19 protein-coding genes are annotated in these 19562 nt (G+C 61.1%); 6 read left to right on the plus strand and 13 right to left on the minus strand.

What is annotated here, in order from left to right; genetic code table 11:
* Positions 1-98: 98 nt before the first annotated feature.
* The 6 genes from miaA to mutL form a co-directional block, all read right to left on the minus strand.
* A complete protein-coding gene (gene miaA / locus ACFQND_RS03235; RefSeq protein ID WP_371434579.1) occupies positions 99-1085 on the minus strand; it encodes a tRNA (adenosine(37)-N6)-dimethylallyltransferase MiaA in 987 nt (328 codons plus the stop codon).
* On the minus strand, positions 1063-2268 hold the full coding sequence (locus ACFQND_RS03240) for a multidrug effflux MFS transporter (protein ID WP_371434641.1): 1206 nt from the start codon (positions 2266-2268) through the stop codon (positions 1063-1065). Before ACFQND_RS03240 ends, miaA begins: the two co-directional genes overlap by 23 nt.
* Before the next feature lie 103 nt (positions 2269-2371).
* Positions 2372-3238 (minus strand): alpha/beta hydrolase, encoded by an 867-nt coding sequence (locus ACFQND_RS03245; RefSeq protein ID WP_371434580.1) that lies wholly within the window; start codon positions 3236-3238, stop codon positions 2372-2374.
* 62 nt (positions 3239-3300) lie between these two features.
* Complete coding sequence (locus ACFQND_RS03250; protein WP_371434581.1) at positions 3301-3678, minus strand: DUF1090 domain-containing protein; 378 nt, start codon at positions 3676-3678, stop codon at positions 3301-3303.
* Between the two features lie 123 nt (positions 3679-3801).
* The gene (gene gdhA, locus ACFQND_RS03255) at positions 3802-5145 is read right to left on the minus strand and encodes an NADP-specific glutamate dehydrogenase (protein ID WP_371434582.1); all 1344 of its coding nucleotides are present in this window, start codon (positions 5143-5145) and stop codon (positions 3802-3804) included.
* A 412-nt stretch (positions 5146-5557) separates the two neighbouring features.
* The gene (gene mutL, locus ACFQND_RS03260; RefSeq protein ID WP_371434583.1) at positions 5558-7504 is read right to left on the minus strand and encodes a DNA mismatch repair endonuclease MutL; all 1947 of its coding nucleotides are present in this window, start codon (positions 7502-7504) and stop codon (positions 5558-5560) included.
* 63 nt (positions 7505-7567) lie between these two features.
* On the opposite strand from mutL, the gene ACFQND_RS03265 reads away from it, so the two are divergent.
* The 3 genes from ACFQND_RS03265 to ACFQND_RS03275 all read left to right on the plus strand — a co-directional run bounded on the left by ACFQND_RS03265 (position 7568) and on the right by ACFQND_RS03275 (position 10139).
* Positions 7568-8218 (plus strand): DedA family protein, encoded by a 651-nt coding sequence (locus ACFQND_RS03265; protein WP_371434584.1) that lies wholly within the window; start codon positions 7568-7570, stop codon positions 8216-8218.
* 86 nt (positions 8219-8304) lie between these two features.
* On the plus strand, positions 8305-9639 hold the full coding sequence (locus ACFQND_RS03270) for an aromatic ring-hydroxylating dioxygenase subunit alpha (protein WP_371434585.1): 1335 nt from the start codon (positions 8305-8307) through the stop codon (positions 9637-9639).
* Positions 9636-10139 carry an aromatic-ring-hydroxylating dioxygenase subunit beta gene (locus ACFQND_RS03275; protein WP_371434586.1) on the plus strand — a complete coding sequence of 168 codons (504 nt, stop codon included), beginning with the start codon at positions 9636-9638 and terminating at the stop codon, positions 10137-10139. The genes ACFQND_RS03270 and ACFQND_RS03275 overlap by 4 nt, the downstream gene beginning before the upstream one ends.
* A 22-nt stretch (positions 10140-10161) precedes the next feature.
* Here ACFQND_RS03275 and ACFQND_RS03280 read toward each other — a convergent pair whose 3' ends face one another.
* The 4 genes from ACFQND_RS03280 to tsaE form a co-directional block, all read right to left on the minus strand.
* Positions 10162-10380, minus strand: a complete 219-nt coding sequence (locus ACFQND_RS03280) for a glycine zipper 2TM domain-containing protein (RefSeq protein ID WP_371434587.1) — start codon at positions 10378-10380, stop codon at positions 10162-10164.
* A 124-nt stretch (positions 10381-10504) separates the two neighbouring features.
* Positions 10505-10723 (minus strand): glycine zipper 2TM domain-containing protein, encoded by a 219-nt coding sequence (locus ACFQND_RS03285; protein ID WP_371434588.1) that lies wholly within the window; start codon positions 10721-10723, stop codon positions 10505-10507.
* Positions 10724-10960: 237 nt separating this feature from the next.
* Positions 10961-12367 carry an N-acetylmuramoyl-L-alanine amidase gene (locus tag ACFQND_RS03290; RefSeq protein WP_377412291.1) on the minus strand — a complete coding sequence of 469 codons (1407 nt, stop codon included), beginning with the start codon at positions 12365-12367 and terminating at the stop codon, positions 10961-10963.
* A complete protein-coding gene (gene tsaE, locus ACFQND_RS03295; RefSeq protein WP_371434590.1) occupies positions 12364-12858 on the minus strand; it encodes a tRNA (adenosine(37)-N6)-threonylcarbamoyltransferase complex ATPase subunit type 1 TsaE in 495 nt (164 codons plus the stop codon). Before tsaE ends, ACFQND_RS03290 begins: the two co-directional genes overlap by 4 nt.
* 27 nt (positions 12859-12885) lie before the next feature.
* Between tsaE and queG the strand changes: the two genes are divergently transcribed.
* Positions 12886-13926: a tRNA epoxyqueuosine(34) reductase QueG gene (gene queG, locus ACFQND_RS03300; protein WP_371434642.1), complete on the plus strand. Its 1041-nt coding sequence runs from the start codon at positions 12886-12888 to the stop codon at positions 13924-13926.
* A 107-nt stretch (positions 13927-14033) separates the two neighbouring features.
* On the opposite strand, the gene ACFQND_RS03305 is transcribed toward queG, so the two are convergent.
* On the minus strand, positions 14034-14939 hold the full coding sequence (locus ACFQND_RS03305) for an AEC family transporter (RefSeq protein WP_371434591.1): 906 nt from the start codon (positions 14937-14939) through the stop codon (positions 14034-14036).
* A 120-nt stretch (positions 14940-15059) separates the two neighbouring features.
* Here ACFQND_RS03305 and ACFQND_RS03310 point away from each other — a divergent pair, with 120 nt between their 5' ends.
* Together ACFQND_RS03310 and xerD are read left to right on the plus strand one after the other, a co-directional pair.
* Positions 15060-16040, plus strand: coding sequence for a tripartite tricarboxylate transporter substrate binding protein BugE (locus ACFQND_RS03310; RefSeq protein ID WP_371434592.1), 981 nt, complete (start codon positions 15060-15062; stop codon positions 16038-16040).
* A gap of 82 nt (positions 16041-16122) precedes the next feature.
* Positions 16123-17025 carry a site-specific tyrosine recombinase XerD gene (xerD, locus tag ACFQND_RS03315; protein ID WP_371434593.1) on the plus strand — a complete coding sequence of 301 codons (903 nt, stop codon included), beginning with the start codon at positions 16123-16125 and terminating at the stop codon, positions 17023-17025.
* 207 nt (positions 17026-17232) lie between these two features.
* Here the strand turns inward: xerD and ACFQND_RS03320 are convergent, their stop codons facing one another.
* Positions 17233-18528 carry a class I SAM-dependent methyltransferase gene (locus tag ACFQND_RS03320; protein WP_371434594.1) on the minus strand — a complete coding sequence of 432 codons (1296 nt, stop codon included), beginning with the start codon at positions 18526-18528 and terminating at the stop codon, positions 17233-17235.
* A gap of 120 nt (positions 18529-18648) precedes the next feature.
* Entirely contained in the window at positions 18649-19479 is an 831-nt protein-coding gene (locus ACFQND_RS03325) for a ferritin-like domain-containing protein (RefSeq protein WP_371434595.1), read from the minus strand.
* Positions 19480-19562: the final 83 nt, after the last annotated feature.

A 19562-nucleotide genomic window follows, 5' to 3' on the forward strand; every position in this document is an offset into this window, starting at 1 on the left:
TATAAAAACTCGGGGCAGGCGAGACAGGTGCGCTGAAGGCGCGTCTCATTCTTGCATCAATGGCGGTCCTTATCAAGCAGGCGGCTTGCCCGCCCGGTTCATGCGCCGTCGAGGAACTGCGCGACCTTTTGCAGGATGAGCGCCAGGGGCTGCTCTCCATCGCAGGCAATCACATGGCGCTGCGGCATGGAGCGCAGCCAGGTGATCTGGCGTTTGGCCAGCTGCCGCGTGGCGAAGACACCCTTGTCGCGCAGCTCAGCCATGGGCGATGTACCGTCAAGAGCTTCCCAGGCCTGGCGGTAACCCACACAGCGCATGGAGGGCAGGTCGGGCGTCAGGTCGCCGCGCGCGCGCAGGGTCTTGACCTCGTCGATAAAACCGGCGGCCAGCATGGCATCAAAACGCGCGGCAATACGTTCGTGCAACCAGCTTCGCTCCGTCGGTTCAAGGGAGATAAGGGCTGCGGCCGCCGGTTGCTGTGCGCCATCAGCGACGGTTTTTGTAGCATTACGCTGGTGGAAAAATGACAGTGGCTGCCCTGAAACCCTGAACACCTCCAGCGCGCGCGAGATGCGTTGCGAGTCCTGCGGCTCCAGCCTGTCTGCTGTGAGCGGATCGATCTTTGCCAGTTCGGCATGCAGCGCCGGCCAGCCCTTTTCAAGTGCTTCAGCGGCAATCATCGCGCGTATGGCCTGGTCCGCTTTGGGCATGTCGTCCAGCCCGTCAAACAAGGCCTTGAAATACAGCATGGTGCCGCCGACAAGCAGCGGCAGCTTGCCGCGCGCAGAGATCTCGTCGATCAGTGTTTTTGCATCGGCGACAAACTCGGCGGCGCTGTAGGCGTGTAGCGGGTCGCGAATGTCAATCAGGTGGTGCGGCGCGGCAGCGAGTTCGGCCGCTGTGGGTTTGGCTGTGCCTATGTCCATGCCGCGGTACACCAGGGCCGAATCAACACTGATGATCTCAACCGGGTAATGCTGCGCAATCGCCAGCGCAGCAGCGGTTTTGCCGGATGCCGTAGGGCCGGCGATGGCAATGTATTTGTTCATGCCTGAGGCGCCGTCAGGGCTTTGTTGCGGTTTCATGCGCAAGCTCCCCGTATTTCCTCACCACCGTCCAGGCAGTGATGGCAATCATTGCACACCAGAAAAACATGCCATTGACCATGGGCATGATGGTGCCGTCCATGTGCACGCCCAGCCAGCCGCCTATGCAAAACGCCACCACTGTCATCAGGAAGCCGTTGATGGCCGATGCGGCGCCGGCTGATGCCGGAAAGGGGCCGACCGCGCCGCTCTGGCCGCAGGGCTGGTTGATGCCGTGGCCGACCATGAAAAGGAGCTGCGGCAGGATGATGGCCCAGACGTTCTGCACACCGGCCCAGGCAAGGCCTGCCATCAGCGCACCGCCTGCAAGGCACAGTGCCCCGGAGATGGCGAGCGATTGGCGCAGGCCGAAACGGGGCAACAGCCGCCTGCAGATAAAAGTCCCTGCGATGTAGGCAATGCCGGTGAAAAACATCATCAGTCCGTAACCGGCATTGCTCAGGCCGAATATCTTGATGAACACAAATGAGGAAGTGGCGAGAAAGGTAAACAGCGCTCCATAAGTGGCTGCTGACAGTGCCGAATATGCAAGAAATGCCGGGTTGCGGAGAATTTCAAGCCAGGTACGAAACAGCGTGGCCGGACGCAGGGCATGCGGGTTTTTGTGCTGCAGCGTTTCCTTGAAGCGGAGCGCGATCAGCGCAAGCGTGATGCAGCCAAATACCGTCAGCGCCATCAGTGCAACGCGCCAGCTGAACAGCTCCGTCAGCAGGCCGCCCAGCGGCGCGCAGATGCAGGCCAGCAGGCCCAGGCCGGTCAGTCCCTTGGACATGATGCGGGCGCCATCTTTCGGCGGGTAGAGGTCCCGCACAATGGCACGCGCGCACATCACAACCGCACCCATCGCCGCGCCCTGCACAATGCGCCAGGTGATGAGTTGTGCGATGGAGGGCGACAGCACGCTGGCAATGGATGCCAGTGTGTAGGCCGTCAGGCCCCAGAGCAGTATCGGGCGCCGGCCAAAACGGTCGGACAGCGGGCCCCAGATGAGCTGGGACAGGCCAAAAGCCAGCAGCAGCGCGCTCAGCGTGAGCTGCGCCTGTGCCATGGGTGCGGAAAAACCTTCGGTCAGCGCCGGCAGGGCGGGCAGGTACAAATCTGTGGTGACGGGCTGTATGCCCAGCAGCATGGCCAGGATCAGGACAATCAGCCCGGCGGACATGGGGGCCTGTTCGCTGGCGTTGGTAGAACTCAAAGAGGCAGTTGCGGAAATTTCAGGGGTGGACACAGGCATTCGTCTGAGGTTATCAGATTGCCCGGCCGGACTATGGGCTGACCAGGCTGGTTCGCGCCTCTTGCTTCAGCGAAAAAAGTTGCGCCAGCGCCTGCCGGTACTGCGGCTGGCCGACCTGGTTGGTGTTGTGGTGGGAGCCGCCCTCGACCAGCACAAACAGCTTGGGTTCTGCCGCCGCTTCAAACAGCCTGCGCCCCAGGTCCGGCAGTATGAGCTGGTCTTCGCCGCCATGCACCACCAGCAGCGGCGAGCCGATTTTGCCGACCTGGCGCACGGCCTCAAAACGCTGGGTGATCAGCATCGAGACCGGCAACCAGCCCCATTTGGAACTGCTGACCACGTCGGCTATGGACGTGAAAGTGTTTTCGACAATCGTGCCGCGCTCGTCGTCCACTGCGGCGGCCAGGTTGATGGCAATCGGCCCGCCCAGGGAATGGCCGAAGATATAGCGTGGGCGCCCGGGGTACTTTGCCGCCAGCCAGTCCCAGGCGCTGCGGGCGTCTTCGTAGGCGCTTTCTTTGGAAGGCAACAAGGGTGTGCTTTTGCCAAAACCGCGGTAGTCCACCGCCAGCACTGAAAAACCCAGCTCCTGCATGCGGCGCATGCGCGGTGCCGAGCCGGTCACGTTGTAACGGGCGCCGTGCAGGTAAAGCAGGATGGGGGCATCCGGCCGTTCGGCGGCCAGCCACAGGCCATGCAGCCTGCCGGGCTCTTCCTTGGGCCGGGCCTTGAGGTCGATCCAGACGTCGTCCATGCCGTCGGCCGCCGCCAGGGCGCCGTTCCAGCTGCGGTCGCTGGGCTGGAAAATCCAGGCGCGCTGTTTTTCGTCGAGGGCTGCGCAGCCGGCCGTGATGGCAGCTATCAGAACCAGGGAGACAAGCAGGGGCCAGCGTTTCATCGGCTGATGGAGTGGTGCAGCCGGCAAAAAGTTCTCAAAAAAGGCTCAGCCCGTTGCAGCGGCTAGGGCTGTAGTGGTTTTTCCGCCTCGGCCAGTTCCTGGCGTGCTTCATCGAGCTTGCTTTGCCGCTGGGCGATTTTGTCGGGATCGCCCTTGCGTTTGGCCTTGGCCAGTTCCTTTTCACGCGCTGCCACTTTTTTAGTCGCCTTGCGGATCTCGCGCTCGCGCTCGGCGGCTAGTGAGGCGTCGCTGCAATGGGCCTTGTTGGCGCGCAAGGCCTTTTGCAGGCCAGCCACTTCCCGGCTGTTTCCTGCTGCCTGCGCCTGGCTGATCTGGGCTTCAATGCGGGCACGTTTGGCCTCACAGGCTGCAGAGGGCTGCTGTGCCAACAAGGGGGCTGCGGCGAAGGCCAGGACGCTGGCGAGGATGAGCTGCTTCATGGAGTCTCCTGAAAGGCGATTGTGGCGCTTGTGGACGGTCCATGGTAATGCCAGTCTGCAGATGACGCTTGCCCAAAGAAAAAGGGGCCGTGAGGCCCCTTTTTTGTCGATACCGGCAGGTGCTCAGACCACGCCCTGGGCCAGCATCGCGTCTGCGACCTTGACAAAACCGGCCACGTTGGCGCCGTCGATGTAGCTCACCGAACCGTCGGCGCGCTTGCCGTACTTCAGGCAGGCAGAGTGGATGCCCTGCATGATTTGCAGCAGGCGGGCATCGACTTCTTCTGCCGGCCAGGACAGGCGGGCCGAGTTCTGGCTCATTTCCAGGCCTGACGTAGCGACACCACCGGCGTTGGAGGCCTTGCCCGGCGCGTACAACACACCGGCGGCTTCAAAGGCCTTGGCTGCTTCGATGGTCGATGGCATGTTGGCGCCTTCGGCCACGCAGATGACGCCGTTCTTGATCAGCACGGCGGCGTCTTCGACCGTCAGCTCGTTTTGCGTGGCGCAGGGCAGGGCCACGTCCACAGGGATGTGCCATGGCGTCTTGCCGGGCTGGAACTCGGCGCCGACCTGGGCGGCATAGTCGTTCACACGGCCATAACGGTGGTTCTTGATCTCCATCAGGATGGCCAGTTTTTCGGTGGTGAAGCCGTCCTTGTCGTACACGGTGCCGCTGGAGTCGGACACGCTCACGACCCTGGCGCCCAGGGCCATGGCTTTTTCAACGGCGTACTGCGCCACGTTGCCCGAACCGGACACAGACACAGTCTTGCCTTCGAATGACTTGCCCTGCGTCTTGAGCATTTCCTGTGCGAAGTACACCGTGCCGTAGCCGGTGGCTTCGGGACGGATCAGCGAGCCGCCGAAAGCCAGGCCTTTGCCGGTGAAGACGCAGTCGGCGCGGTTGCTGAGCTTCTTGTACATGCCGGCCATGAAACCGACCTCGCGGCCGCCCACGCCGATGTCGCCAGCCGGCACGTCGGTGTCAGCGCCCACGTGGCGGAACAGCTCCGACACAAAAGCCTGGCAGAAACGCATGACTTCCGTGGGGCTCTTGCCTTTGGGGTCGAAGTCGGAGCCGCCCTTGCCGCCGCCCATGGGCAGCGTGGTCAGCGCGTTCTTGAAGGTTTGCTCGAAGGCCAGGAACTTCAGCACCGACAGGGTCACCGAGGGGTGGAAACGCAGGCCGCCCTTGTACGGGCCAATCGCCATGCTGTGCTGGATGCGGTAACCGCGGTTGACCTGTACGGTGCCGTGGTCGTCAATCCAGGAAACGCGGAACATGACGGTGCGCTCGGGTTCGACCAGGCGCTCCAGCAGGCCGTGCTCGGCGTACTTTGGGTGTTTCTGGATGAAAGGCCACAAGCTTTCCATGACTTCGGTCACGGCCTGAAGGAATTCGGGTTGTCCGGGGTTGCGCTGTGCGACCTGTTCAAGGAATTGGTCGACGGACTCGTACTTCATATGCAAAGGCTTTCTTCAAAAACAGGGGTTATGCGGCAGCGCAACCCGACATTATGCCAAATGCTTATGGGCTTATGTCCATATTGGTGCGTGACCAAGGCGCGCGCGTCAAAACGCACCTGATTGGTGTTGTTGATGGGAGGGGTGGGTCAGGATTGCACCGCTATGGGGTGAAACGAGCATGGGCGGCTGCGATGTTCAGGTTCCGGAGGGCTGCATCGGTCTGTTTCACGGCGCTGGCTTGCTACACAATTCATAGCCTCCTGCGCTCAAGGTTAAAGGGCTAGCGGCTGATTTGACTAAAAATTCGATGGAAAAATGGGGTGAGACAGCCAGGCCGCAAGGTTCGGGCCTGGATGTGTGTCTTCCGATCCCCGAAAAGGTGCTTGCGCCGCCAGTCGCAATATGGCGCTCAGCGCCCGCGCAGGAACAATGCGTCCAGTTCCTTGATGCTCACCTGGCGCCAGGTCGGCCGGCCGTGGTTGCACTGGTCTGAGCGTTCGGTGGCTTCCATCTGGCGCAGCAGGCCATTCATTTCGTCGATGGTGAGCTTGCGGTTGGCGCGTACGGCGCCGTGGCAGGCCATGGTCGACAGCAGCTCGTTTTGCGCGCGCTGGATGACTGTGCTGGCATCGTGCTGGGCCAGCTCGGCCAGGACGCTGCGGGCGAGTTCTACCGCATCGCCCTGCGCCAGGCTGGTGGGCACGGCGCGCACGGCCAGTGTTTTTGGTGAAAACGGCGCGATCTCCAGGCCCAGGGTGGCGAGGGTTTCGGCGCTGGATTCGGCGGTGGCGACTTCCTGCGGGCTGGCGGCAAAGGTCGCGGGGATCAGCAGCGGCTGGCTGGCGATGCCTGTGCCGCTGCTGCTGTCCATCTGGGTTTTCAGGCGTTCATAAACAATGCGTTCGTGGGCGGCGTGCATGTCCACGATGACCAGGCCCTGGGTGTTCTCGGCCAGCACATAAATACCCTGCAACTGCGCGATGGCGCGGCCCAGTGGCCAGTCGCCGGGAGGCAGGTCGGTGTTGACCATTTGGCCCGCACCGGTCGGGGCATATGGCGCGTCAGACCCTTGGACAGGCCTGTCCTGGGTTGCGCCGAAGGGCTCGGGACGAACGGCTGAGGGATTCGGCGACGGCCACATAGCCTCAAAATCGGAAACCCCGTGGTTTCTGGGTGCTCCGAAATTGATAGCTGGTTGCGCCCAGGAATAGGCGGCTACAGGCCTGTTTTCATCTGAAAATGAGCCCTGCGAGGCATGGTTTTGGTTCTCCGCGGTGTTTTCGGCGCTGTTTGTGTGCCCGGGCAGGCTTGAGCGTGGCGTGGCCAGCGCGTTCTCGGTGCCGTGGCGCACCGCCTGGTGCACCTCGCGGCTGTCACGAAAACGCACCTCGATCTTGGTCGGGTGCACATTCACGTCCACGCGCGCCGGGTCCATCTCGACATACAGCGCATACACCGGCTGGCGGTGGCCGTGCAGCACGTCTTCATAGGCGCTGCGTGCCGCATGCGTGAGCACCTTGTCGCGCACATAACGGCCGTTGACGTAGGCAAACTGCTGGTCGGCGCGCGAGCGTGCCGCATCCGGAATGCCGGCGCGCCCCCAGACGCGCAGGGCGGGCAAGCCGTCGGCGCGCCGGGCCGAGCTTTCATAGTTGACGATGACAGACTGGGTCACAAAGTCGCTGCCCAACACGTCAGCCAGGCGCTGGTCGTGGGCTTCCTGCGCGGAGCCGGCGCTGCAGGCGCGCCATTGCTCGACCAGCTTGCCCTCATGCCAGATCGCAAAACCGACATCGGGCCGCACCAGCGCATGGCGGCGCACGGCTTCAATGCAATGGGCAAGCTCGGTGGCGTCTGTCTTCAAAAATTTGCGGCGTGCCGGTGTGGCGTAAAACAGTTCGCGCACCTCCACGCTGGTACCGCGGTTGCGCGCGGCGGGTTTGAGTTCGCCGGTGCGGCCGTCCAGTTGCCAGGCGTGTTCGGAGTCACCGGTGCGGGACAACAAACTCATGTCGGCAATCGAATTGATCGCGGCCAGCGCCTCGCCCCTGAAACCCATGGTGCCCACGGCTTCCAGGTCCTGCAGCGATGCGATCTTGCTGGTGGCGTGGCGCCTGAGGGCGATGGACAGTTCCTCGCGCGGAATGCCCAGGCCGTCGTCTTCAACCAGGATCAGCCGTACGCCGCCTGCAAGCAGCCGCAGGGTGACCTGCGTGGCGCCGGCATCGAGCGCGTTATCGACCAGTTCGCGCACCACGGAGGCCGGTCGCTCCACCACTTCGCCCGCTGCAATCTGGCTGATCAGGTCATCGGGCAGGTCGCGGATGGGGCGGCGGGTTTGGGTCAGATCATTCATTGCCATGAATTTTAGGCTGAGGGGCAGGGAAGCGCTGCCCGCGGACCTGTCAAAATCGGGGGCATGGAACTTGTTACCTTTCTCATCGACTTCATCATCCACATCGACAAACACCTGGAGGCTTTTGTCACCAACTACGGCGTCTGGGTTTATGCCCTGTTGTTTTTGATTATTTTTGTGGAAACCGGCGTGGTGGTCATGCCGTTTTTGCCCGGCGATTCCCTGCTGTTTGTGGTGGGCACCATGTGCGGTGTGGGGCTGATGAGTTACCCGCTGGCCGTGGGCCTGCTGTTTGTTGCCGCGGTGCTGGGCGACCAGTGCAATTACTCCATCGGGCGCTACTTCGGCCCCAAGGTTTTCCAGTGGGAGCAATCCCGGTTTTTCAACAAAAAGGCATTTGACCAGGCCCATGCGTTTTATGAGCGTTATGGCGGCATCACCATCGTGGCCGCACGTTTCATGCCTTTTTTGCGCACCTTTGCGCCTTTTGTGGGCGGTGTGTCGCAAATGACGCGCAGCAAGTTCACCTTCTACAACATCGGCGGTGCGGTCTTGTGGGTGGGCGGCATCGTCACGGCGGGCTATTTTTTCGGCAACGTGCCTTTTGTCAAGGAACACCTGGAAAAAATAATATGGGCCATGATCCTGATTCCGGGCCTGCTGGTGCTGTTTGGTGCGTGGAAGGCCGGGCGCAAGGCAAGGCCATCCACCTGATCAGCATGGGGTTCGGGCAAACCCCGGCTGCTGGCAGGTAATAAGTAAGCGTATTATTTCTGTTCGCCATTTCAAAGCGGGGAACCATGAACGCGCCGACCCTTTCAAGCACTGAATTTTCGCGCTGGAGCCAGCCCGGCTCCAGCCGCGTCCCCTTTTGGGCCTACACCGACGCGCAGCTTTACCAGCGTGAGCTTGAGAAGATCTTTTACGGCGCGCACTGGTGTTATGTCGGCCTGGAGGCTGAAATCCCGAATGTGGGCGACTACAGGCTGAGCCATGTGGGGGAGCGGCAGGTCCTGATGGTCCGAGACCGCGTGGCGCCAAAAGATCGCGGTGCGGACCACGGCATCCGCGTGGTCGAGAACCGCTGTGCCCACCGCGGCGTGCGCTTTTGCCAGACACAGCAGGGCAATGCCCGCAGTTTTGTCTGCCCCTACCACCAATGGACCTACAAGCTCAATGGCGACTTGGCGGGTTTGCCTTTCAAGGATGGCGTCAAGGAGGGGGACTGCACCAACGGCGGCATGCCCGAAGGCTTTGACCTGAAGGACCACGGCCTGACCAAACTGCGCGTGGGCATTCTGCACGGCCTGGTGTTTGCCACTTTCAGCGAAGACACGGAGCCGCTGGAGGACTATCTTGGCCCCAACGTCATGCCGTGGCTGGACCGTATCTTCAAAGGCCCCGAGGGGGCGAAAAAACTGACCCTGCTGGGTTACAACCGCCAGCGGATTCCAGGCAACTGGAAACTGATGATGGAGAACATCAAAGACCCTTACCACCCGGGCCTGCTGCACACCTGGTTTGTGACATTCGGCCTGTGGCGTGCCGACCAGAAAAGCCGCATGGTGATGGATGCCCAGGGCCGCCATGCCGTCATGATCTCGCGCCGCAACGAGGGCGGCAGCAATGCCGCCGTCACCGAGGGCGTGACCAGCTTCAAGGCCAACATGACCTTGCATGACGACCGTTTGCTGGACGTTGTGCCGGAACCCTGGTGGCGGGTGGCGGATCCATCCAGCCCGGGCAGCGACATCATGCCGACAGTGACCATGATCACGCTGTTCCCCAGCCTGATCATCCAGCAGCAGGTGAACTCCTTGAGCACACGCCACATCGTGCCGCGCGGGCAGGGCGAGTTTGATTTTGTCTGGACACATTTCGGTTTTGCCGACGACACGCCCGAGATGACACAGCGGCGCCTGCGCCAGGCCAACCTGTTCGGGCCGGCAGGCTTTGTCAGCGCGGACGATGGCGAGGTCATAGAGTTCAGCCAGGATGGTTTTGAACAGGCCGGTGAAAGCGGGGCAACGCTGTGTGAGCTGGGCGGCACCGGTACCGAGATGACGGAACACATGGTGACTGAAACACTGATTCGCAGCATGTACGTTTACTGGCGAAAGGTGATGGCGGTATGAGCACCAACCCCGTTCGCCTTGATCTGGTTGAAAGGCTTCAACTGCAATACGAGATCGACCGGCTCAATGCAGATTACGCAGCCGCGCTGGATGAAAAACGTTTTGACGACTGGCCGCTTTTCTTTGTTGAAGATGGGCAGTACAAGGTGCAGGCCCGGGAAAACTTCGACCGCGGCCTGCCGCTGGCGCTGATCGCGCTGGAGAGCCAGGGCATGATGAAAGACCGGGTCTATGGCATCACGCAGACCATTTACCACGGCCCTTATTACATGCGCCATGTCGTCAGCCCTGCGCGAGTCCTCTCGCAGGAAGGCGACGTGGTTCGGGCCGAGGCGAACTATGCGGTATTCCGGACCAAACCGGGCAGTGTGAGCGAGGTCTACAACGTGGGCCGGTATATCGACGACATCATAAAAAAAGACGGCACCCTGAAATTCAGGAGCCGCCTTTGCGTGTACGACAGCGAGATGATTCTCAACTCACTGATTTACCCCGTTTGACCGTATCTGCCGGGTTTGCCGCTTAGCGTTTTTTACCGACTTCATTGCCGATCAGCGCACCAGCGGCTGCGCCGCCAATGGTGGCCAGCGGGCCGCCCAGCAGCACATTACCGGCCACACCGCCAACAACGGCACCTACGCCGGTGCCGATCTGGGTCCTGGTGGGGTTGGAGCTGCAACCCGCCATGGCCGACAAGGCGAGGATGGATGCGGCCATGGTCATCAGGAGTTTTGATTTCATTCTGGATACTTTCTAAAGCCCGTTCAGGCCCATTATGTTTTTTTAATAAGAGGGATGGGCTTCAACTGCTTGAACCATCCCTTTGCGCCCATGCGCGGGCCGGCCTGCGCCGCCCGCGAACAGGTCAGCGTTTTTTACCAACTTCGTTGCCGATCACGGCCCCAGCAGCTGCGCCACCGACTGTACCCAGCGTGCCGCCGAAGAGGGCGTTGCCTGCAACGCCACCCAGCACTGCGCCGGTGGCCGTACCTATTTGTGCGTTGGTGGGGTTGGTGCCACAGCCCACCATGGCCGACAGTGCGATCACGGACGCGGCCGTTGACATTAATAGTTTCGAGTTCATATTGAGTACCTTTTATTGGAAGTTCCAGGCTCTTCACTCATTTATCACTACCGCCGTCCATTTCAGCAACCTTGTTTGGTGCTGTGATGATCCGGCTTTGCCTGTGAATTGAATGTAGGCCATGCCAAAGGTTAATTCTGTAGGAGAAAACCGTTGCAGATTGTGGGCACAGCGTTTCGGTTGAAACATATTGTGTGCAGCGAGGGGTGATTCCTTGTGCGCTGCAGGGCGGGCGTGCTATATCTGCCGGTTGCGTGCCAGCGGCGGGTTGTGCGCAAAGTAGCGGCTGATGCCGCGCATCAGCGCATCGGCCAGTTGCACCTGGTAGTCATCGCTGCGCAGCTTGGCCTCTTCATCGGGATTGCTGATAAAGGCGGTCTCGACCAACACGCTGGGAATGTCCGGTGCTTTTAATACCGCAAAACCGGCCTGCTCGACCTTGGGTTTATGCAGCTTGCCCACGCTGCCGATTTCACCCAGCATGGCGGTTCCGAGTTTGAGGCTGTCCTTGATCTGTGCGGTGGTGCTCATGTCCAGCAGGGCTTTTTGAACCTGCGCATCCTTGGCTTTGACATTGATGCCGCCCACCAGGTCGGCCGAGTTTTCCTTGTCGGCTATCCAGCGTGCGGCACTGCTGGACGCGCCCTTGTCGCTGAGCGCAAACACGCTTGCGCCCTGCGGCCTGGCCGTGAAAAAGGCATCGGCGTGGATGCTGATAAAAAGATCGGCCTGCACGCGGCGTGCTTTCTGCACACGGACCTGGAGTGGAACAAAAAAATCGGCATCACGTGTCAGGTAGGCCCGCATGTTCGGCTGCTGGTTGATGCGGTCGCGCAGGCGATGGGCAATCTGCAGCACCACGTCCTTTTCACGCGTGCCGCCGGGACCGATCGCGCCGGGGTCTTCACCGCCATGGCCCGGGTCCAGGGCGACGATCACCAGCCGGTCGGTTTTGCCATTGGGCGCGGAGGCGATCGCCGTTGGTGGTTTTGCCGGTACTGAGTTTGCCGCCGGCGCTTTGTTGTCTGCAGGTTTGCCTGGCGACAATGATGCACTTGAGGCCGGTTTACCCGACTGCTGGGCAATCAGGTCGCCCAGCGGGTCGTGGGCCGCTGCCGGGGGATTTTCAGTACGGGGCGCGGTTGATCGGTTGTCTATGAGTTTTTCCGCAATCAGGACTTCCAGCGGGTCCGCAGCCTGTGCCGGGTAGAGGTCAAGCACCAGCCGGTACTTGTAGGCTGCAACTGGCGCCAGCGTGAACACCTGCGGGAGTATCTGCTGCTTCAGGTCTATCACCAGCCGTACCACACCGGGTGCGTTTTGCCCGACGCGGATGCCCGAGATGTTCGGGTCATCTGACTTGACCTTGGCCACCAGTTCGCGCAGGGCGGGTATCAGGTCAATGCCTTCAATATCCACCGCCAGGCGCGGCGGCTCGGCCACAAAAAACTGGCGTGTCTTGATTTCACCATCGGACTCGATTGTGAGGCGGGTGTAATCCTTGGACGGCCAAACCCGCACGGCCACAATGCTTGCGCCGCGCGCGATGTGCTGCGTGCCAAGCAGCAATGCCACCGTGCCCATTTGCAGGGCCATACGGCGGGTGGGCCGGGCCGATTTACTCGAAGGTGTTTTTTTGTTCATGCGAGCAGTTCCTTGCCGGCGGCTGTGTGGGCCGTCAATGTGACCGTACGCGATTCGTTGCCTTGCACCTCAATGGCCAGCAGCAGGTCCGGTTTTGGCAGGTGTTTGCCTGCCTTTTCAGGCCATTCGACCAGCTTGAGCCCGGGGCTCGCAAAAATATCGCGGAAGCCGGCTTCTTCCCACTCGCGCGGATCGTTGAACCGGTAAAAATCGAAGTGCCAGATGTTCAATGTTGAACCCAAACCCGGGACATCTACGGCATAGGGCTCCACCACGGCATAGGTCGGGCTTTTGATGCGGCCCTGCACGCCCAGTGCCTTGAGCAGGTGGCGCACAAATGTGGTTTTGCCGGCGCCCAGGTCGCCGCTGAGTTCAATCATGGCATTGCCGATGGAGGGCCGGCTTGCCAGCGTCTGAGCGAAGGCCTGCGTAGCCGTCTCGTCTTGCCAGGCAATACTTTTTACAATCAACGGGTGGTTCTCAACAGTCATCAGGTCAATCAACAATTTGTCAGTCAAATTCAAACGTGGGCGCGCGAGCTTGGATTTTCGCAAATTGGCATTGCCGGCGTTGATTTATCGTCAGCAGAACCCGGATTATCGGCCTGGCTGGCAGCAGGTTTTCATGGTGACATGCATTACATGGCGTCGCACGGGCTAAAACGGGCCAGGCCGGCCGAGCTGATTCCCGGCACCGTGAGCGTCATCACTGCACGCATGGATTATTTACCGGCATCCACCCCCACCTCGTCGGGGGAGTGGCAGGCGGTGGAGTTCAGCCGCCTGCAGCGGCCGGCCGAAGGCGTTGTCTCCGTTTATGCTCGTGGGCGCGATTACCACAAGGTCATGCGTAACCGTTTGCAAAAACTGGGCGAGCGGATTTCCGGACACGTCGAAAAGCTGGGCCACCGCGCTTTCACAGACTCCGCCCCGGTGCTTGAAGCCGAACTGGCAGCAAGGTCCGGCCAGGGCTGGCGCGGCAAGCACACGCTGCTGCTCAACCGCGAAGCGGGCTCCATGTTTTTTCTCGGCGAGATCTACGTGGACCTTGCCTTGCCGCCCAGCGAGCCCGTGACACCGCATTGCGGCAGTTGCACCTCCTGCATAGACGTCTGCCCCACGCAGGCCATTGTTGCGCCCTACAAGCTTGACGCACGGCGCTGCATTTCCTACCTGACCATAGAACACGACGGGTCTATCCCGCTGGAGTTGAGGCCGCTGATGGGCAACCGCATCTATGGTTGCGACGACTGCCAGCTGATCTGCCCCTGGAACAAGTTTGCGCAGCGCAGCGCCTTGCCCGACTTTGATGAACGCCAGGGTTTGACGGGCCAGCAGCTTGTGACCCTGTTTGCCTGGAGCGAAGAAGAGTTTTTACGCTTCACCGAAGGCAGCGCGATACGCCGCATTGGGCATGAGCGCTGGTTGCGCAATATTGCCGTGGCCATGGGCAATGCCTTGCGTGCCGGATGCGACGAGGGGATACGCCGGGCATTGCTGGCACGGCGCGGGCACGTCGGCGAGGTGGTTCAGGAGCACATTGACTGGGCTCTTGCATGAGTCCGGCGGTCATTTTTTGAATAAAAAGTGCCTGTAGCCCAATTAAAAAGCGCGCAAGCAGCTATTGATTTTGTAGCGATCAAGAGTCTTTGTTTTTGGTTTCAGCGCTATCGCAGCACTCCAAGCGCAAACGGCAAACTCACCACGCCCAGCACCGTCGATAAGGTCACCAGGCCCGCTACATAGCCACCGTTGTAGCCCATGCGGGTGGCCAGCACATAGGCGCTTGATGCGGTCGGTACGGCAGAGAAGGCCAGCAGGATGGTGCTTTGTGTATAGGACAAGCCAAAGGCTTTCGCCAGGCCGAATGCAAGGAGCGGGATGAACAGATGCCTTATCGACAATACCGCTGCCGCCAGTGTTTTGGCTTGTGACAGGTGGCCAAACTGCATGCCGGCGCCGGCAGCCATCAGGCCCAGCGCCAGCGACGCGGCACCAATGCGTGTGACGGCAGGCTCCAGCCAGGTCGGCATGGAAAAGCCCAGCAGGTTGGCTATCAGGCCCGCGACCGTGGCAATGATGAGCGGATTGCGCACCAGCTCACGTAAAAAGCCGCGCCCGGCGTGCCTGGCCATGGGCCAGACGGCGGCAACATTAAAAAGCGGCACACAAACGCCGATCAGCACCGCAATCAGCTGCAGGCCCTCGCTGCCCGCGAGCCGGTCGGCCAGGGCCAGGGCCATAAAGGAGTTGAAGCGAAAAGCCACCTGGGCGCTGGCTGCATGCTCGCGCCTGTCAATATGGCGGCCCAGCCAGGGAATGTAGGGCAGGCTGTAGGCCATTGCGATACCGCCCAGGCCCATCAGCAGCCCCGCGCTGATCAGGCTGGAGGTCGCGCCCAGGTCCAGCGGGCTTTTGACAATTGACTGGAACAGCAAAACCGGAAACAGGACGTAGTACACCAGGCTTTCCACCGGTTCCCAGATGTTGCGGTTGAGGGCTGTATGGCGGCAGAGCAGGTAGCCGCAGGCGATGAGGAAAAAGTCGGGGAAAAGAAGTTGAGCGTAATTCACCGCCTGAGAATAACCCCAAAATTGTGCGCGACTCGGGTTTGCCCTTATGCGTAATCCACAACATCCAGACAGGCCTCTTGCCTTTACCATTCAGGCTGTTTTCATTTGAAGGACCTGACCATGCAACGTCGTTACCTGTTTGCCTTATCTGCCCTTTCCGCACTCGTGCTGACCACCGGGGCGGGCTCTGCATTTGCCCAGGGCTATCCCAACAAGGTCATCAAGCTGCAGGTGCCTTTTGCACCGGGCGGCACAACCGACATCGTGGCCCGCGTGATTGCCGATCCGCTGGGCAAGGCGCTGGGTCAAAACGTCATTGTTGAAAACAAAGCGGGCGGCGGCGGTGTTGTGGGCGCGACTGAGCTCGCCCGCGCTGTGCCTGATGGCTACACGCTGGGCGTGGCCACGGTGTCGACCACGGCGGCGAATCCGGCCATCAACCCGAAGATTCCGTACAACACGCTCACGGACTTCACGCCCATCATCAATATTGCTGCAACGCCCAACATCATTGCGGTGCACCCAAGCTTTCCGGCGAAAAACTACAAGGAGTTCATTGCCGAGCTCAAGAAAAACCCCGGTAAATACTCCTACTCATCGTCGGGCACAGGCGGCATTGGCCATCTGCAGATGGAGTTGTACAAGAGCCTGAGCGGCACGTTTGTGACGCACATCCCTTACCGCGGTGCCGGCCCGGCACTGAATGACACGGTGGCAGGCCAAGTCAACATGATTTTTGACAACCTGCCTTCCGCGCTGCCTTTCATCCAGCAAAAACGGCTGGTGCCTATCGTGGTTGCAGCGCCGCAGCGCCTGGCCGTGTTGCCTGATGTGCCTACCTTCAAGGAACTGGGCCTGGAGCCCGTAAACCGCATGGCCTATTACGGTATCCTGGGTCCCAAGGGCCTGCCGAAAGAGGTGGTCGACAAGGTAAGCGCCGGCGTGAAAAAATCCCTGGAAGACCCAGCCATCCGCAAGCGCATTGAAGACACCGGCTCGCTGATTGTTGCCAACACGCCTGAGCAGTTCACGGCGCAGATCAAGGCGGAGTACGAGGTCTACAAAAAGGTGGTTGACGCTGCCAAGCTCAAGCTGGACTGAACGGGCTCTTACAGCCAGGCCTCCGCGCAGGATTTCTGCCCGGCGGCTTTTTTTCGCCCGGATCTTTGGTAAGGTCGCAGGCATGCATTCCGCCAGCCAGTCCAGTATTGACGCATTCATAGACGCCCTGTGGCTGGAGGACGGGCTGTCGAAAAACACGCTGGCTGCGTACAGGCGCGACCTCTCGCTTTATGCAGCCTGGCTGGGCACGAAGGAGCAGGGGGGGCGCAAGCTCGACGACACCTCTGAGAACGATCTCAACCGCTATTTCTCGGCCAAACACGCTAGCACCAAGGCAACTTCGGCCAACCGGCGATTGACAGTATTCAAGCGCTACTTTCGTTGGGCCCTGCGTGAGCGCTTCATTACGGCCGACCCGACCCTGAAGCTTCAATCCGCCAAACAGGCTTTGCGGGTGCCCAAGGTCATGAGCGAGGCCCAGGTCGAATCCCTGCTGGCCGCGCCCGATAACGGTACGCCGCTGGGCCAGCGCGACCGCGCCATGCTGGAGCTGATGTATGCCAGCGGCCTGCGTGTCAGCGAACTGGTGGGGCTCAAGACTTTTCATTTGGGCCTGAATGAAGGCGTGCTGCGTGTCATGGGCAAGGGCAGCAAGGAGCGGCTGGTGCCTTTTGGCCAGGTTGCGCGCGATGCCGTGGTGTTTTATCTTGCCGAGGGCCGGCCGGAGATACTGGGCGGCCAGCAGACCGAGGACCTGTTTGTGACCGCCCGAGGCCACGGCATGAGCCGGGTGATGTTCTGGATGCTGGTGAAAAAATACGCCTTGCTGTCGGGCATCACCTCGCCGCTGTCGCCGCATACCCTGCGCCATGCCTTTGCCACCCATCTGCTGAACCACGGCGCGGACCTTCGGGCGGTTCAAATGCTGCTTGGGCATGCCGATATTTCAACCACCACGATTTACACGCATGTGGCACGTGAGCGCCTGAAGGCTTTGCACGGAAAGCATCACCCGAGAGGGTGATATGGCCCCCACGGTCGTTCACTGCGTGTAACTCCCGGGCCTTGCAGGTCGCGGGCTCCAGCCCGTCGGGGGGCCGCCCGTCTTTGGCCCGGCAAAACCGGTTCCACGGCTCATGCTGAGTTGAAGAGTACAGCGGGCACAACCAGTGGGGGCCGCGGGACTGGCTTCGCCAGACCGCAGGCGCCGCCCCCTTGAGGGGGGAACAGGCTACACGCAGTGAGCCTGGACAGGGGTGTACATATAGTCCCTGTTGAAGGGGTAGACCGACTGGGCGCCCTTGACCGTGGTGCTGGACACATCGCCGGAGGGCTTGGCGGCCAGCAACTGGTTCAGGGATATCCAGCCCTGCTCAAAACTCATGGCACTGCCAGCCAGGTAGAGGCGGTAGGCGCGCAGGGTTTTTTCGGCGCGTTCGTTGCCGCCGTCTATGGCGAGCACCTTGCGTGCTTCATCGAGCCGCGCCTCCAGCGCGTTTGACCAGTCCCAGAGTGTGCGGGCATAGTGTGGGCGCAGGTTTTCGGCATCCACCAGTTCCAGCCCGGCGCGGGACATGTGCTCCAGCACGGCGCTGACATGCAGCAGCTCGCCGCCGGGGAAGATGTATTTCTCAATGAAGTCGCCCATGCCGGCGCCTAGCTGCCGGTTTTCCAGGCCGCCTGCGGTGATGCCGTGGTTCATCACCAGCCCGCCGGGTGCCAGCAGGTGCATGATCTTGGTGAAGTAGGCGGTCATGTTGGCATGGCCTACATGCTCGAACATGCCGACCGATGAAATCTTGTCAAAGGGCTTGTCTTCCGGCAGGTCCCGGTAGTCGCGCAGTTCCACACGCACACGGTGGCCCAGGCCTTTTTGTTCAATGAGTTTCTGAACATAGGCGTACTGGTTCTTTGACAGGGTGATGCCGGTAGCATCCACGCCGTAGTGTTCGGCGGCCCAGAGCAGCAGGGCGCCCCAGCCGGAGCCAACATCCAGGTAACGCTCGCCCGGTTTGAGCATCAGCTTGCGGCAGATATGGTCCAGCTTGGCCTCCTGCGCCTGGGCAACCGTGATGGAGGTATCCGTCAGGTCACGGTAGTAGGCACAGGAATACACCCGGCGCGGGTCCAGCCAGAGTTCGTAAAACGCATCTGAAACGTCATAGTGAAACTGGATTTGCGCCGCGTCTTTTGCATGGGTGTGGGCCGCCATGGACCTGGCCCGGCGTAGCAGGCCAGACCACCAGCCTGTGTCGCTTTCCACGGGATTGCCTGGCAACAGCCGGGTCACCGCACGCATGACATCGCGCATGGCGCCTTCAAGCTGCAGTTTGCCCTCGACGTAGTCCTCGGCCAGAGCGCCGATCTGGCCTGCCTTGAGGCGCGCAATGCTGGACCAGCTTGAGAATGTCAGCTTGACCGGGGCATTGGGCGCGCCAAGAAGCTGACCCTGGGGCAACTGCACCGAGACATCGGGCGGCAGGCTGGGTGCATGTGACGAGAGACTTGAAACCAGGTTCGGGATCATCAGGCGAGCTCCTTTTTTCAGCACTACAAGCTTAATACCGATCAGGTTTTTTGTCAGCGCATGGGCTTTTTCAGCCTGTCCGACTGGGGCCCCGGTGTACGTAGGCGATAGCCGATGCCTTCAGGTGCCGTGGCTGAGCAGGGCCAGTTCTTCTTCATCAAACCCGGCATCGCGGCGGGCGTCCAGGTTGAGCGGGCCTTTCAATCGAGGTGCGCCATATTGCCGGGCCAGCACCGCATAGGTGGTAACCGGGTCCAGCCCGCGCAGGCCGCACAGGTGGCGGTACCAGTGGTTGCCTATCGCCACGTGGCCGATTTCGTCGCGCAGGATGACGTCAAGGATCTCCACGGCGCGCAGGGCCTGGGCTGTGCCCACTTTGCGCAGCTTGGCCTGCATGGGCGGGGTGGCATCCAGGCCGCGCGCCTCCAGCGTGCGCGGTACCAGGGCCATGCGTGCCAGCACGTCGCCCCGGGTTTTTTCAGTCATGTCCCACAGGCCGGTATGGGCGGGGAAGTCGCCATAGTCGTAACCCATTGTTTTTAAATGGCTGCGCAGCAGGCTGAAATGCTGCGCTTCCTCGGCCGCGACCTTGAGCCAGTCGAGGTAGTACGCATGCGGCATGCCGTCAAAACGCCAGATGGCGTCGAGCGCCAGGTTGATGGCATTAAATTCAATGTGCGTGACGGCATGCAGCAGTGCTGCCAGGCCTTCGGTGGTGAAGGGCGAGCGTTTGGGCACATCCAGGTGCGAGCGCAATTCAGGCCGCGCCGGGCAGCCGGGCAGGGTTTGCGGCTGCTGAAAGGCTTCCGGGGGCATGTCGCTTGCTATTAAAAGAGTAGCTGGCTGCGCGCATAAACAGGCGGCCATGGCCACTTTTCTTTCCGGATTTGGCTCCAGAAGGGCCTCCAGGGCCTGCTGGCGAAGCTCTTTGGCGGGCGGCTTGGCATTCATGGCCTGATTGTCAGCGATAGGGCTCCTTACAATCTCTGTACACCCCACCCAAACCGCGTTTACTTCCCGCTACAAAGGACAAC

Origin of the sequence: Polaromonas aquatica, assembly GCF_042659145.1 — a bacterium.
In the GTDB taxonomy this organism is placed as follows: domain Bacteria; phylum Pseudomonadota; class Gammaproteobacteria; order Burkholderiales; family Burkholderiaceae_C; genus Polaromonas; species Polaromonas aquatica.

What these genes read in the sequence shown, in the direction of transcription:
- ACFQND_RS03270 (WP_371434585.1), top strand. Translation starts at nt 8,305, where the DNA reads ATGAACGCGCCGACCCTTTCAAGCACTGAATTTTCGCGCTGGAGCCAG.
- ACFQND_RS03240 (WP_371434641.1), bottom strand. Translation starts at nt 2,268, where the DNA reads ATGTCCGCCGGGCTGATTGTCCTGATCCTGGCCATGCTGCTGGGCATA.
- ACFQND_RS03290 (WP_377412291.1), bottom strand. Translation starts at nt 12,367, where the DNA reads ATGAACAAAAAAACACCTTCGAGTAAATCGGCCCGGCCCACCCGCCGT.
- ACFQND_RS03245 (WP_371434580.1), bottom strand. Translation starts at nt 3,238, where the DNA reads ATGAAACGCTGGCCCCTGCTTGTCTCCCTGGTTCTGATAGCTGCCATC.
- ACFQND_RS03275 (WP_371434586.1), top strand. Translation starts at nt 9,636, where the DNA reads ATGAGCACCAACCCCGTTCGCCTTGATCTGGTTGAAAGGCTTCAACTG.
- ACFQND_RS03320 (WP_371434594.1), bottom strand. Translation starts at nt 18,528, where the DNA reads ATGATCCCGAACCTGGTTTCAAGTCTCTCGTCACATGCACCCAGCCTG.
- tsaE (WP_371434590.1), bottom strand. Translation starts at nt 12,858, where the DNA reads ATGACTGTTGAGAACCACCCGTTGATTGTAAAAAGTATTGCCTGGCAA.
- ACFQND_RS03280 (WP_371434587.1), bottom strand. Translation starts at nt 10,380, where the DNA reads ATGAAATCAAAACTCCTGATGACCATGGCCGCATCCATCCTCGCCTTG.
- gdhA (WP_371434582.1), bottom strand. Translation starts at nt 5,145, where the DNA reads ATGAAGTACGAGTCCGTCGACCAATTCCTTGAACAGGTCGCACAGCGC.
- ACFQND_RS03265 (WP_371434584.1), top strand. Translation starts at nt 7,568, where the DNA reads ATGGAACTTGTTACCTTTCTCATCGACTTCATCATCCACATCGACAAA.
- xerD (WP_371434593.1), top strand. Translation starts at nt 16,123, where the DNA reads ATGCATTCCGCCAGCCAGTCCAGTATTGACGCATTCATAGACGCCCTG.
- ACFQND_RS03325 (WP_371434595.1), bottom strand. Translation starts at nt 19,479, where the DNA reads ATGAATGCCAAGCCGCCCGCCAAAGAGCTTCGCCAGCAGGCCCTGGAG.
- ACFQND_RS03310 (WP_371434592.1), top strand. Translation starts at nt 15,060, where the DNA reads ATGCAACGTCGTTACCTGTTTGCCTTATCTGCCCTTTCCGCACTCGTG.
- ACFQND_RS03285 (WP_371434588.1), bottom strand. Translation starts at nt 10,723, where the DNA reads ATGAACTCGAAACTATTAATGTCAACGGCCGCGTCCGTGATCGCACTG.
- ACFQND_RS03250 (WP_371434581.1), bottom strand. Translation starts at nt 3,678, where the DNA reads ATGAAGCAGCTCATCCTCGCCAGCGTCCTGGCCTTCGCCGCAGCCCCC.
- mutL (WP_371434583.1), bottom strand. Translation starts at nt 7,504, where the DNA reads ATGAATGATCTGACCCAAACCCGCCGCCCCATCCGCGACCTGCCCGAT.
- miaA (WP_371434579.1), bottom strand. Translation starts at nt 1,085, where the DNA reads ATGAAACCGCAACAAAGCCCTGACGGCGCCTCAGGCATGAACAAATAC.